The 13,217-nt window shown below is 68.6% G+C and carries 11 protein-coding genes; 2 read left to right on the top strand and 9 right to left on the bottom strand.

The window, feature by feature from the left end; translation table 11 throughout:
- Positions 1 to 25 precede the first annotated feature (25 nt).
- Positions 26 to 1,189: an acyltransferase family protein gene (locus AX709_RS05785; RefSeq protein WP_066547794.1), complete on the top strand. Its 1,164-nt coding sequence runs from the start codon at positions 26 to 28 to the stop codon at positions 1,187 to 1,189.
- Between the two features lie 69 nt (positions 1,190 to 1,258).
- On the opposite strand, the gene AX709_RS05780 is transcribed toward AX709_RS05785, so the two are convergent.
- The 6 genes from AX709_RS05780 to AX709_RS18545 are packed head-to-tail and all read right to left on the bottom strand — an operon-like array spanning position 1,259 to position 6,558.
- Positions 1,259 to 1,954, bottom strand: coding sequence for a response regulator (locus tag AX709_RS05780; RefSeq protein WP_066547793.1), 696 nt, complete (start codon positions 1,952 to 1,954; stop codon positions 1,259 to 1,261).
- 10 nt (positions 1,955 to 1,964) lie between these two features.
- Positions 1,965 to 2,546, bottom strand: a complete 582-nt coding sequence (gene kdpC, locus AX709_RS05775) for a potassium-transporting ATPase subunit KdpC (protein ID WP_066547791.1) — start codon at positions 2,544 to 2,546, stop codon at positions 1,965 to 1,967.
- 11 nt (positions 2,547 to 2,557) lie between these two features.
- Positions 2,558 to 4,582, bottom strand: coding sequence for a potassium-transporting ATPase subunit KdpB (kdpB, locus tag AX709_RS05770; RefSeq protein WP_066547789.1), 2,025 nt, complete (start codon positions 4,580 to 4,582; stop codon positions 2,558 to 2,560).
- 10 nt (positions 4,583 to 4,592) lie between these two features.
- Positions 4,593 to 6,296 (bottom strand): potassium-transporting ATPase subunit KdpA, encoded by a 1,704-nt coding sequence (gene kdpA / locus AX709_RS05765; protein ID WP_066547787.1) that lies wholly within the window; start codon positions 6,294 to 6,296, stop codon positions 4,593 to 4,595.
- Between the two features lie 10 nt (positions 6,297 to 6,306).
- Positions 6,307 to 6,408 carry a K(+)-transporting ATPase subunit F gene (gene kdpF / locus AX709_RS05760; RefSeq protein ID WP_066547786.1) on the bottom strand — a complete coding sequence of 34 codons (102 nt, stop codon included), beginning with the start codon at positions 6,406 to 6,408 and terminating at the stop codon, positions 6,307 to 6,309.
- Between the two features lie 3 nt (positions 6,409 to 6,411).
- Positions 6,412 to 6,558, bottom strand: a complete 147-nt coding sequence (locus tag AX709_RS18545) for a hypothetical protein (protein WP_156454170.1) — start codon at positions 6,556 to 6,558, stop codon at positions 6,412 to 6,414.
- A gap of 100 nt (positions 6,559 to 6,658) precedes the next feature.
- Between AX709_RS18545 and AX709_RS05755 the strand changes: the two genes are divergently transcribed.
- Positions 6,659 to 9,334 carry a sensor histidine kinase gene (locus tag AX709_RS05755; protein ID WP_066547784.1) on the top strand — a complete coding sequence of 892 codons (2,676 nt, stop codon included), beginning with the start codon at positions 6,659 to 6,661 and terminating at the stop codon, positions 9,332 to 9,334.
- 343 nt (positions 9,335 to 9,677) lie between these two features.
- Here AX709_RS05755 and AX709_RS05750 read toward each other — a convergent pair whose 3' ends face one another.
- From AX709_RS05750 to AX709_RS05740, 3 genes are read right to left on the bottom strand one after another with little or no spacing between them, the layout of a single operon-like run.
- Positions 9,678 to 11,273: a class I adenylate-forming enzyme family protein gene (locus AX709_RS05750; protein ID WP_066547782.1), complete on the bottom strand. Its 1,596-nt coding sequence runs from the start codon at positions 11,271 to 11,273 to the stop codon at positions 9,678 to 9,680.
- Entirely contained in the window at positions 11,257 to 12,450 is a 1,194-nt protein-coding gene (locus AX709_RS05745; protein WP_066547780.1) for an acyl-CoA dehydrogenase family protein, read from the bottom strand. Before AX709_RS05745 ends, AX709_RS05750 begins: the two co-directional genes overlap by 17 nt.
- Entirely contained in the window at positions 12,447 to 13,217 is a 771-nt protein-coding gene (locus tag AX709_RS05740; protein WP_066547778.1) for an SDR family NAD(P)-dependent oxidoreductase, read from the bottom strand. Before AX709_RS05740 ends, AX709_RS05745 begins: the two co-directional genes overlap by 4 nt.

Below are 13,217 nucleotides of genomic sequence, written 5' to 3'. Positions count from 1 at the left end.
GCCCTCGCCGGGACGGGGGAATGCGATGCGCGATACGAACATGGACGAGCACGCCGGAACCGGCGCGAATGCCGACCGATATTATCGGCCGGAACTCGACGCGCTGCGCTTTTTCGCGTTCCTGCTCACCTTCGTCTGGCATCGGATGGCGCATCTCCCGACAAATCGCGTGGCCGATGCCTGGGCATGGCGGCTGGGCACGATCGGCGCTTTCGGATTGCCGGTCTTCTTTCTGCTGAGCGCCTTCCTGATCACCGAATTGCTGCTGCGCGAGCGCGACCGGATGGGCGGGGTCGATATCGGTGCCTTCTACATCCGCCGTATCCTGCGTATCTGGCCGCTTTATTTCGCTGCCTTTTATTTCCTTGTGATCCTCGATTTCGCAGTGCCTGGTGTCGGCACGCGCGACCCGCTGGCATGGCTGGCGTTCAGCCTCTTCGCGGGCAACTGGTACGTCACGATCCAGGGCTGGATCGCCGCACCGATCGACCCGCTGTGGAGCATTTCCGTCGAGGAGCAGTTCTACCTGATCATTCCCGTGCTGATCGCGAAGGGGGGACGCCGCGCATTGATGGCGGCGGCCGCGCTGATGCTGATCGGCGCCTATGTCACCATCGGCATCTATGCCTGGCGCCCGTTACCCGGCGACCAGGGTCAATGGACGAACAGCTTTTTCCAGTTCCAGTTCTTCGCCGCCGGGGTCGTGCTGGCGGTGCGGTTGCGCGGGCAGCTGCCGCGGCTGGCCGCGTGGATGCGCTGGGGGGCGTTCATCCTCGGCTTCGCCTGCTGGCTGGTCGCCGTGGCAGTGTTCGACGTGCGCAGCTGGGACCCCCAGCCGAGTTTTGCCGGCGCATTTGCGGGCTGGCTGCTGGTGCTGGTCGGCACGCTCCTCTTCTTCTGCGGCACGCTCGGGATCGACGCGCAGGCGGTTCCGAAATGGCTGACCTATCTGGGGCGCATCTCGTTCGGGCTCTACGTTATCCATTCGCTGCTCTTCGTGCTGATCTTCGACAAGGCGCTGCCATGGCTGGCGCTGAGCACGCGGAGCCTGCCCGTGAACGCCGGTGCGACAGCCGCCGTCCTGCTGCTGAGCATCGGCGCGGCACGTCTGTCGTTCCGCTATTTCGAACGGCCGATCATCCGCCTCAAATCCCGGTTCACCTATGTGCGGGCGCGCGAGGACGCGTGAACCCCAGCTGGATCGCGGAGCGGGACGGAGTGCCGGCGCGCGGCAGGGCGATCTGGCCGAGGCCCGGCGTCAGGGCGTGTCGGGCGCGCTGAGGCGATAGCCGACGCCGGGTTCATTGGTGATGAGCAGGGGCGCGGAAGGATCGGCCTCGAGCTTCTGGCGCAGGTTGCGGACGACGATGCGGAGATAATCGAGCTGCCGCTCATGCGCCGGGCCCCACACCTCGCGCAACAGGCGGCCATGGGGAATGACGCGATCGGGCTGCGCGGCGAGGCGGGCAAGGACCCCATATTCCTTGGGCGTCAGATGCACCTCGCTGCCCGCGCGGCGGACGCGGCGATGCACCAGGTCGATCGCCACCTCGCCGACGGTCACATGTTCGCGCTCGGCACTGGCGGACAGGCGGTGGCGCAGGGCGGCGCGAATGCGCGCCAGCAATTCCTCGGTATCGAAGGGCTTGGTCAGATAGTCGTCGGCACCCAGATCGAGCGCGGCAACCTTTTCGGCGGTGTCGTTGCGGGCCGAGACGACCAGCGCCGCAGCGCCCGCGCGCTTGACCAGCTGGACGAGCTCGAGCCCGTCGCGATCGGGCAGGCCGAGATCGAGCAGCACGGCATCGGGCTTGTCGATTGCCAGCGCCGACAACCCCTCGCGCGCGGATGCGGCCTCGACGACGACGTGGCCCCCGCGCATCAGCGCGGCGCGCACGAGCCGGCGGATCGCCGCATCGTCCTCGATCACCAGGATGCGTGTGGTCTGCCCCATGCCGCCGGGATTAGGGTCGCCGCCGGCCTGCGTCGAGGGCGAGGTTGAGTTCGAGCACGTTGACCACGGGTTCGCCCAGCACGCCGAGCAAAGGGGATTCGACGTGCGCCATGACCAACGCGCGCACTTCCCCGACCGGCAAGCCCCGCGCCGCGGCCACGCGCGGTGCCTGGAACAAGGCCGCCTCGGGACTGATATGGGGGTCGAGCCCCGAGGCGGAAGTGGTCACCAGATCGGCAGGAACGGATGAACCTGGTGATGGCTGAAGCGTGGCGACGTCGGCGCGGACCCGGTCGGCAAGCGTCCTGCTGGCCGGGCCGAGGTTGGACCCGGACGAGGCGGTCGGGTCGTAGCCCTTGCCCGCAGCGGACGGGCGGCCATGGAAGTAGCGCGCGCCGGTGAAGGCCTGGCCGATGCGCGCGGAGCCGATGACCCGGCCACCGTCGCGGATCAGGCTGCCGTTTGCCTGCGCGGGGAACAGCGCCTGGCCGATGCCGGTGACCGCCAGCGGATAGGCCAGCCCGAGGAGCAGCACGAACAGGAGGGTGAGGACGAGCGCGGGACGCAGCGCGGTCTTCATGTCGGTGAGCATGGCAGGGTTCCTCAGGCGAGGTGAAGGGCGCTGACCGCGAGATCGATCAGCTTGATGCCGATAAAGGGCGCGACGAGCCCGCCCAGGCCGTAGATCGCGAGGTTGCGCGCGAGCAGCGGGCCCGCCGCCATCGGCCGGTAGGTGACGCCGCGCAGCGCGAGCGGCACGAGCAGCGGGATGATGACCGCGTTGAAGATGACCGCCGACAGGATCGCCGAGCGCGGGCTGGCCAGCCCCATGACATTGAGCACGCCGAGCGCGGGATAGAGCGCGACGAACATCGCCGGGATGATCGCGAAATATTTCGCGACGTCGTTCGCGACCGAGAAGGTGGTCAGCGCCCCGCGCGTCATCAGCAGCTGCTTGCCGAGCCCGACGATCTCGATCAGCTTGGTCGGATCGCTGTCGAGGTCGACCATGTTGCCCGCCTCGCGCGCGGCCTGGGTGCCGGTGTTCATCGCCACGCCGACATCGGCCTGCGCCAGTGCCGGGGCATCGTTGGTGCCGTCGCCGCACATGGCGACCAGCCGCCCGTCCTGCTGCTCGCGGCGGATCAGCGCGAGCTTGTCCTCGGGCGTCGCCTCGGCGAGGAAATCGTCGACCCCCGCCTCCGCGGCGATGGCTGCGGCGGTCAGCGGATTGTCGCCGGTGATCATCACCGTTCGGACGCCCATCTGGCGCAATTCGGCGAAGCGGTCGCGCACCCCGGCCTTGACGACGTCCTTGAGCGCGACAGCGCCCAGCAGGCGGCCATTCTCGACCACGGCGAGCGGTGTCTGTCCCGCGCGCGCGACTTCTTGCGTAATCCGCTTGAGCTCGCCGGCCCCCGCCGCGTCGGCGGGCAGCGCCTTCAGGATCGAATCGACCGCGCCCTTGAGGACGGTGCGATCGCCGATCCGCACGCCCGAACTGCGCGTCTGGGCGGTGAAGGCGATCACCTCCGCATCGGCGGACAGCGTGGCGGACAGGCCGTGCCGGTCGCGCGCGAGAACGACGATCGACCGACCCTCCGGCGTTTCGTCGGCAAGGCTGGCGCGCAAGGCCGCGTCGGCAAGCTCGGCCTCGGTCACCCCGCCCAGCGGTCGGAACGCGCTCGCCTGGCGGTCGCCGATGGTGATCGTGCCGGTCTTGTCGAGCAGCAGCACGTCGATATCGCCCGCCGCCTCGACCGCGCGGCCCGACTTGGCGAGCACGTTGAACCGCACCAGCCGGTCCATCCCCGCGACCCCGATCGCCGACAACAGGGCTGCGATCGTCGTCGGGATGAGCGTGATGAGCAACGCGCACAAGAGCGCGACCGGCACGGCGCCGCCGGCATAGGCGGCGAAGGCCGGGATCGTGCCGACCGCGATCAGGAAAATGATCGTGAGGCCGACGAGCAGGATGGTCAGCGCGATCTCGTTGGGCGTCTTCTGCCGCTCGGCGCCCTCGACCAGGGCGATCATGCGATCGAGAAAGCCCCGTCCGGGATCCTGGGTGACGCGCACCTTGATCCGGTCGGAAATGACGCGGGTGCCGGCGGTGACGGCGGAACGGTCGCCGCCCGCTTCGCGGATGACGGGCGCGCTTTCACCCGTGATCGCGGCCTCGTTGACGCTTGCCACCCCCTCGATCACCTCGCCGTCGGCGGGGATCAGGTCACCGGCCTCGACCAGCACGACATCGCCGCGCTCGAGCCGTTGGGCGCCGACGAGGCTCCAGGTCTCGCCGACCCCGGTGAGCCGCTTGGCCTGGAGGTCCGCCTTGGTCGCGCGCAACGATGCCGCCTGCGCCCGCCCGCGCCCTTCGGCCAGCGCCTCGGCAAAGGTGCCGAACAATACGGTCAGCCAGAGCCAGACGATCAGCTGGACCTGAAACCCGACGGGGACAGGCTCGCCGCCGATGGCAAGCAGGACGGTGAGCAGCAGCGCGACGCTGGCCGTCACGAACATCACCGGATTGCGGACGAGCTGGCGCGGATCCAGCTTGCGAACGGCGTCGCGGCCCGCCGGCAGCAGCAGCTGCGCCGAGAAGATCGAGGTCGGGGCGGTGGTCATGATATCCCCCTCAGAAAAGCTGGCCGCGGATCATCGCGAGGTGATCGGCGACGGGACCGAGCGCGAGGCCAGGCAGGAAGGTCAGCCCGCCAAGGATCAGGATGACGCCGACAAGCAGCCCGACCCACAGGCCGCCCGTCGTCGGAAACGATCCTGGCCCGGCCGGCATGTGCTTTTTCGCCGCGAGGCTGCCGGCGATGGCGAGCGCGGGCACGATGACGAAGAACCGCCCCAGCCACATCGCGATGCCGAGCAGGGCGTTGTAGAAGGGCGTCCCCGCGCTGAGACCGGCAAAGGCGGAGCCGTTGTTGCCCGCGGCCGAGCTGAACGCATAGAGGATTTCGGCAAAGCCGTGCGGACCCCGGTTGAGCGGCCCGGCGAGCCCGGCCCCGGTCACGCTGGCGACCGCCGTCAGGCCAAGGATGCACAGCGGCAGCACCGCGATCGCCAGCACGGCCAGCTTCACCTCGCGCGCCTCGATCTTCTTGCCGACATATTCGGGCGTGCGGCCGACCATCAGCCCCGCGACGAACACCGACAGGATCGCGAACAGGAGGAAGCCATAGATTCCGGCACCGACGCCCCCGACCACGATCTCGCCCAGCTGGATGTTGAACAGCGGGACCAGCCCGCCCAGCGGCGTGAAGCTGTCGTGCATCGCGTTGACCGCGCCGCAAGAGGCCGCGGTGGTGACGACCGCGAACAGCGCCGAGGCGGCGATGCCGAACCGCGTCTCCTTGCCCTCCATGTTGCCGCCCGGCACGCCGAGCTGGTGCAACACGGGATTGCCGTTGCTTTCCGCCCAATAGGCGGCGGTCACGCCGGCCAGGAACAGCACCGCCATCGCGCCCAGGATCGCCCAGCCCTGACGCGTATCGCCGACCGCCTTGCCGAAGGTCCAGGTCAGGCCGACGCCGATCGCGAAGATCGACAGCATCTGGACGAGGTTGGTCAGCGCGGTCGGATTCTCGAACGGGTGCGCCGAATTGGCATTGAAAAAGCCGCCGCCATTGGTGCCGAACATCTTGATCGCTTCCTGGCTGGCGACAGGGCCTACGATCAGCGTCTGGCGCGCGCCCTCCAGCGTCGTCGCGTCGATCGCGGTGGCAAAGGTCTGCGGCACGCCGCTGGCGATCAGGAACACCGCGTAGACGACCGAAACCGGCAGCAGCAGGTAGAGCGTGACGCGCGTGATGTCGGCCCAGACATTGCCGACGCTTTTGGCCTCGCGGCGCGCAAAGCCGCGGAACAGCGCGAAGGCGACCGCGATGCCGGTCGCGGCGCTCAGGAAATTGTGGAGGGTGAGGCCGAGCATCTGGCTGAGGTTCGACAGCGCCGCCTCGCCCGAATACCATTGCCAGTTGGTGTTGGTGGTGAAGCTGATCGCGGTGTTCATCGCGCCGTCCGACCCGAGCCCGGGCAGGCCGCGCGGGTTCATCGGCAGCACGCCCTGCAGCCGCAGCACCGCATAGGTGAACAGCAGCAGGACGAGGTTGAACAAGACGAGGTGCAGCGCATAGCGCCGCCAGTCCTGCTCGGCATCCGGGTCGATGCCCGCCAGCCGGTAGAAGCCCTGTTCGACCGGCCCGAGCACGCGGTGGAGCGGAGTCCGCCGCCCTTCGTAGAGCGCGAACAGCCACTGCCCGACCGGTTTGGCCGACAGCGCGAGGACGACGACGAAAAGCGCGATCAGCGCCCAGCCCTGGAGGGTCATGTGCGGCCTTTCAGAAACGCTCGGGCCGGATCAGCACGGCGACGAGATAGATGAGCAGCGCAAGCGCGGTGAACCCGGCGATGATCAGCGGCAGCGGATCGGTCTGGGGCATCGGTCAGGCCTCGTCGCACAGCCGGACGAAGGCGAAGGTGAGCAGGCTGAGCCCGCCCAGCAGAGCGAGCCAGAAGATGTCGGCCATGGGGCGTCCTCGCGTCAGCCGCCCGTGGGTGGCGGCATCCGGGGAGCTAGACCCGCCTGGCATTAAGTTTCGCGGGCGAAAGCGCGCCGACCGCATTAAGATTCCATAGCGTCGGCGGGTTGGCGTGGACGCCGCCCCCAGGCCGCCGCTAGACCGGCGAACGATGGCCGATCCCGAACGCCCCGATCCCGATGCGCTGTTGCGGCTGGCGCGGCGCGAGCAACGCGGGCGGCTGAAGATCTTTCTCGGTGCGGCGCCCGGTGTCGGCAAGACCTATGAGATGCTGCTGGAGGGTGCGGCGCGCCTGCGCAGCGGCGTGGATGTCGTCGTCGCGGTCGTCGAGACGCACGGGCGGGCGGAAACCGAGGCGCTGGTCGCGCCGTTCGAGGTGATCGCACGCCGCACGATCGCCTATCAGGGCCACGCGCTCGCGGAGATGGACCTCGACGCGGTGCTCGCCCGGCGGCCGGCGCTCGCGCTGGTCGATGAATATGCGCATACCAATGTCGAGGGCAGCCGCCACCCGAAACGGTGGCAGGATGTCGAGGAACTGCTCGACGCCGGCATCGACGTCTTCGCCACGCTCAACATCCAGCATGTCGAGAGCCTCAACGACGTCGTCGCTAGTTTTACGCGCGTGCGCGTGCGCGAAACCGTGCCCGATCGCGTGTTCGACGATGCAGAGATCGAGATCGTCGACCTGCCGCCCGACGAGCTGATCGAGCGGCTGAAGGACGGCAAGGTCTATGTCCCCGCCGAGGCGAGCCGCGCGCTCGGCCATTTCTTTTCAAAGGCGAACCTGTCGGCACTTCGCGAGCTGGCGCTGCGCCGCGCCGCGCAGAATGTCGATCGCGCCATGCTCGACCATCTCGACGCGCAGGCGCTGCCGGGCAAGTTCGCCGCGGGCGAGCGCGTCCTGGTCGCGGTCAACGAATTGCCCGGTGGCGACGCCATCGTGCGCGCCGGCAAGCGGCTCGCCGACGCGCTGCGTGCCCCGTGGCAGGCGGTCCATATCGAAACGCCGCGGAGCAGCTATTTCGCCGACGCCGACAAGCGCCGCGTGGCAGAGGCACTCGCGCTCGCCGCGAGCCTGGGCGCGACCGCCGTCACCGTTCCGGCCGAAACGGTGGCGGAGGGGCTGCGCGCCCAGATCGACGGGATGCGCGCGACACAGCTGGTCATCGGCAAGTCGACGCGCAGCTGGTGGTTCACGCTGCGCCACGGATCGGTCGTCGAACGGATGCTGCGCGAACATGCCGGTCTGGCGGCGCACGTCATCCCGGTCGCGACCGACCCGGTTGCCCGGCCGTCCCGCGTGCGAACGGCGAACATCGGCCGCGGCCGCGACTATCTGATCGCCGCGTTCACCGTTGCGGCGACGGTGCTGTTCGGCCGGCTCGCCGTGCCGCTGATCGGCGTGGAGGGGGTCGACCTGCTCTTTCTGCCCACGATCGTGATGGTCGCCGCACGGACATCGCTCGGCCCGGGCATTTTCGCGGCCTTCGCAGCGGGGCTGGCCTATAATTTCTTCTTCCTGCCGCCGCTCTACACCTTCACCATCGCCAATCCGCAGAGCGTGCTGACCCAGTTCGTGCTGATCGGCGTCGCGTTGTTCACCGCCAACCTGTCCTGGCGGCTGCGGCGGCGCGCGACGCTCGGCACGCGCAGCGCGCAGGAGAATGCGGCGATCGCCGCGTTCGGCCAGTCGCTCGCCCGCGCGTCGGATTGGCAGACGACCAGCGCGGTGATCGCCGACGAGATTGCGCAGCTGCTCGGCCTCGCCGTCGTCGTGCTGGCGCGGGTCGAGGGCGAGATCGTCCGCCGCGCGGCATCGCCGGAGAGCGTCGGCGCGCTGACGCCGCTCGACCGCGCCGCGGCCGACTGGGCGTTCGACCGCGGCGAGCCCGCCGGGATCGGCACCTCGACCCTCGTGGCGTCCGACTGGCAGTTCCACCCGCTCAAGACCAGCCTGGGCGTCCTCGCGGTGGTCGGCATCGCCAGCCCGGAGGGCGGCGCGCCGCTGACCGCGGATCGCGCGGTCCTGCTCGCGACGCTGCTGGGGCAAGCCGCGCTGGCGCACGAGCGGCTGAAGCTCGAGGACCAGGTGCGCGAAGTGACCGTGCTCAAGGAGCGCGACCGGCTTCGCGCGGCGCTGCTGTCGTCGATCGGCCATGATCTGCGCACGCCGCTCACCTCGGTCACCGCCGCCGTCGATGCGATCGGGGCAGCGCATCCCGGCGCGCCCGAAGTCGCGACCGCGCGCACCGAAGTCGCCCGGCTGCGGCGGGTCCTCGACAACCTGCTCGACATGGTGCGGATCGATACCGGCGCGCTCGAGGTGCATCCCGAACCGCTCGACCTGACCGATGCGGTCGCCGCCGCGGTGCACGACCTGAAGAGCGTGCTCGACGGCCACCCCATCGACCTGCAGGTGCCGCCCGACCTGCCCCTGGTCCGCGCCGATCCGGGCCTGCTTCACCATGTGCTGATCAACCTGCTGGCCAACGCCGCCGTCCACGGCGCCGAGCAAGGGCGGATCAGCGTCATCGGCCGACGCACGCCAGATGCCATCATGCTGATCGTGCGGGACGAGGGGACGGGCCTGCCGCAAAGCCCGCCCGACGCCATTTTCCAGACCTTCGTGCGCGGGACGGGGTCGGACCGAAAGGGCGGCAGCGGCCTGGGCCTCGCCATCGCGAAGGGGTTCGCGGACGCGATGCAGGTCGGGATCGAGGCGCGCAACGCGCAGGGCGGCGGGGCCGAATTCGGATTGCGGTTCGACGTCGCAGCACCGGGCGAGCCCGCCGAGGTGCCAGGGGAGCGGTCGAGCGGGGCGTGATGGTGCCGCCGGGCATTAGCGGCGGCCGCCCGGCACCCAAGGGCGGATGCCGCCGCCCCTCTGCGCGCGGCGTGTCGACTCCCGCTTCGGCCTGCACGTTCCAGCCCGATTCGACGCACGTCATCGGCAAGGCCAGTCTCGCGCGCCGGCGCCGGCGCCGGCGGGAACGGCGCGCCGGGCGCCGGGGCGTGGAATGAGCCCTGCGCCGCCGGCGACGCGCCCCTGGGCAAATCGGCCGAGGGTCGTCGGCCTTCGGCGCCCCCGGTCAGCCGCAACGTCCAGTTGCTGCGATTGCAGGTGAACCAAGCAGCAGGGACGTGACGGGAAAGATGATTTGATGCCGTTAATTGCTTCCCGGTGCCATTTCAGACCGGTACCGCGCACGCACCTCACGTCTCAGCACCTTGCCCACCGGCGACAGCGGCAATTGGTCGACGATTTTCAGGCTCTTGGGTGCCTTGTACGGCCCGATATCGTTGCTTACCGCTCGAAGAAGTGCGGCATGATCGATCGTACTGCCCGGTCGCGCCACGATTTCGGCATGGATGGCTTCACCCCATTCTGCATCGGGCAAACCGACAACTGCGGCCATCACCACGTCCGCCTGCTTCAGGAGTGCGGCTTCCACTTCGACTGCATAGACGTTGAAGCCGCCGGTGATGATCATGTCCTTCTTGCGATCGACCAGATAGACAAAACCTTCATGGTCCATCCGGCACAGATCGCCCGATTTCCACCAGCCGTCGATGATCTCCGCCGCGCTGGCATCCGGATTGGCATAATAGCCCGAAATCACGCCCGGATGGCGAATCCATAACTCGCCGACTTCGCCTGTCGCAACGTCGCGGCCATCGTCGCCGACCAGCCGGATTTCCACACCGGGACAGACCAGGCCCGCGGAGGACAATCGCTCGCGATCGCGCTCGGTGTCCGCGCGATGCCACTCGCGCGGCAGCCACAGCCCAGGGCCGATCGCTTCGGTCGCGGCATAGAATTGGACGAGGATCTGTCCGAATGCGCGGTGCAGATCGGCCAGCTTCGCCGCCGCCATCGGTGCCGCGCCGTAAATCAGCGTCCGCAGCGACCCGAGGTCGCGGGGCTGCGCCGCCTGCATCTCGGCCAGGCGATACAGCAACGTCGGCACCAGAAAGCTGAGCGTCGCGCGATATTTCTCGACATTGGCGAGCCACAGCGTCAGGTCGGCGCTGTTTTGAGTGATGTTGCAGCCGCCGGCCATGAAGGTGGGCAACAGCACCATCATCGTGCCGTGACTGAGCGGCGTGACATGAATAGCGCGGGTGGCGCTGTCGAAGGGTGGCGAGGACAATGCCGCCATCCCCTCCCACGTGAAGGCGAGGTTCGCCCAGTCATACATCGCGCATTTCGGCACGCCGGTGGTGCCACCCGTGAAGCGGCAGAAGACCGCCTCGCCCCGCGCCGCAATGGTGCGGCGGGTCGGCGTCGCCGGCATCGCTTGCACTTCGGGCCAGAAACCGATGACGCCGTTCGCCGCATCGCCCGGATGATCGAAGACGATCACGGCGACGTCGCGGGCGCGCAGCGCGTCGCTGTACCGGGGCAGCATCGCCGCCTCGATGAACACGGCGCGCGGCGCGACATAATCGACAATGCGAAGATGCTCGTCGGGCGTATCCCGGAAATTGCAGAACACCGGGGTCGATGCCGCTTTCAGGAACGTCCAGACATGCATCAGGCTGAGATTGTCGTTGTCGAGGATCAGCAGGTAGCGATCGTCGCGGCCCAGCCCGAGCCCCTGGTCGAGGAAATTGGCGATACGATTGGAGAGCAGGTCAAGCTCGGCAAAGCTGTAGCGACGGTCGCGCTCGCTGTGGATCAGGGCGTCCGCGTCGCCGCGCGGTTCAAACACGCCGGCCATCAATGCCGCGACATCGATCTGCGCGTCAGAAAGCTCGGACACCGGTCAATCCCCTGCCAATGATGAGTTGCTGCAATTCGGTGGTGCCTTCCGGCATCGTCGCCATGCGTGCGTTGCGAAACAGCCGCTCGATCCCGGTATCGACGGCGATCCCGTTGCTGCCGTGAATCTGGACCGCGTCGCTGGTCACGCGCACGCCGGCTTCGGTGGCAAAATATTTGGCCATCGCCGCTTCCACTTCGCCACGCCCGCCCGCGTCGATGATGGCGAGCGCGCGCCAGCACAGCAGTCGCGCCGCGTCGACCTCCACGGCCATGTTGGCGATCTTCGCCTGGATCAGCTGATGCGCGGCGATCGGCTTGCCGTGCTGGACCCGAGTCTGTGCATAGCCGATCGCGCGATCGAGTGCCGCGCGCGCCACCCCGACCGACGCCAGACCCACCAGTGGACGGGCCGCCGCGAAAAGCGTGGCAAAGGTGCGCAGTCCCTGACTTCCATGGGTCAGGCGGCGTGCCTCCGGAACCCAGGCTCGATCGAAAGTCAGCTGCGCCGTCGACGTTACGCGCCAGCCCAGCGTCGCAATCTCCCGCGCGGAAAACCCGTCGGCGCGCTCGACCAGAAACAGGTCGAGATCGTTCGCCGCCGGCCCGACCCGGGCGAGGCACAGGTTCAGATCGGCATGGCCGCCGTTGGTGATCCAGATTTTTTCGCCCGTCAGGCGATAGCCGCCGGCGCAGGGCTCGGCCCGACACGCGATCTCGGCGATGTTCGATCCCGCACCGGGTTCGCTGATGCCGATCGACGCGATCCGGCGCGCGGTGATCAGGTCAGGCAGATAGGCGCGCCGTAAGGGCTCGGGTGCGATCGCATCGATCAGGTTCGCCGCCATCGACTGGATGAACGCGGCTCCCGCAAAATCCATCGACACCGCCGCCAGTTCCTCGAACAGCAAGCCGAAACTCAGCCAGTCGAGACCGTCGCCCCCATGATCGGGCCGCACCTTGCCGCCGCACATGCCAAAGGCCGAACAGGCACCGAGCCAGTGCGCGAGCGCGTCGCGCGTGACCAGCCGGTCGCCGGCATCCGTCACGAACGCCGCGAATTCGCTGCTCAGGAACCGCCGGAAACTGTCGACGGCAAGCCGCTGCTCCGCATTTGGCGCAAAGCCGATCCCGTCACCGGTCACATGGGACAGCGGCGCGGCCGGGGCGTCGATCATCGCGGCGTCAGGCGGGCCGCGGCATCGACGCGAAGCGTGGTGCCGTTGATGTAGGGGTTGTCGATCACGTGACAGGCCAGCCGCGCAAATTCCTCGGCATGGCCCATGCGCTTGGGGAACACGATCATGCGGTCGATCATCGCCTGGCGCACCGGATCGGGCAGCCCCGCGACCATCGGCGTGTCGAACAGGCCGGGCGCGATCGCGACACAGCGGATGCCGATGTCATGCAGGTCGCGCGCGATCGGCAGCACCATGCCGACCACGCCCGCCTTGCTGGCGGCATAGGCGGCCTGACCGATCTGCCCTTCGAACGCCGCGCCGGACGCGCAGCAGACGATGACGCCGCGCTCGCCATTCGCATCCGGCGAATGCGCTGCCATCTGTTCGGCGGCAAGCCGCAGGACGTTGAACGTGCCGGTCAGGTTGACGTCGATCACGCGTTGCCAGCGATCGATCGGATGCGCCACCCCCTTGCTCAGCGTCTTTGCCGAATCGCCGACGCCGGCGCAGGTAACGACCGCCGAACAGGGGCCGAGCCGGTCGAGACTGAGCGCGAGCGCGGCCGCGACCTCGGCCTCATCAGCGACATTGCAGGCGATACCGATCGCATCGCCACCAATACCCGCCGCGGCGGCCTCTGCAGCACGACCATCGCGATCGAGCAACGCCACCTTAGCCCCCGCCCGGGCGAGCGCCGTCGCCGTCGCCAGGCCAAGGCCCGATGCGCCGCCGCTGACCACTGCCACGCGTCCGGCGATATCCAT

The sequence above is a fragment of the Sphingomonas sp. CCH15-F11 genome, assembly GCF_001557005.1.
Lineage (GTDB): Bacteria > Pseudomonadota > Alphaproteobacteria > Sphingomonadales > Sphingomonadaceae > Sphingomonas.
Note: the sequence above shows the minus strand (reverse complement) of the source record. Positions and strands in the feature narration are given on the sequence as shown.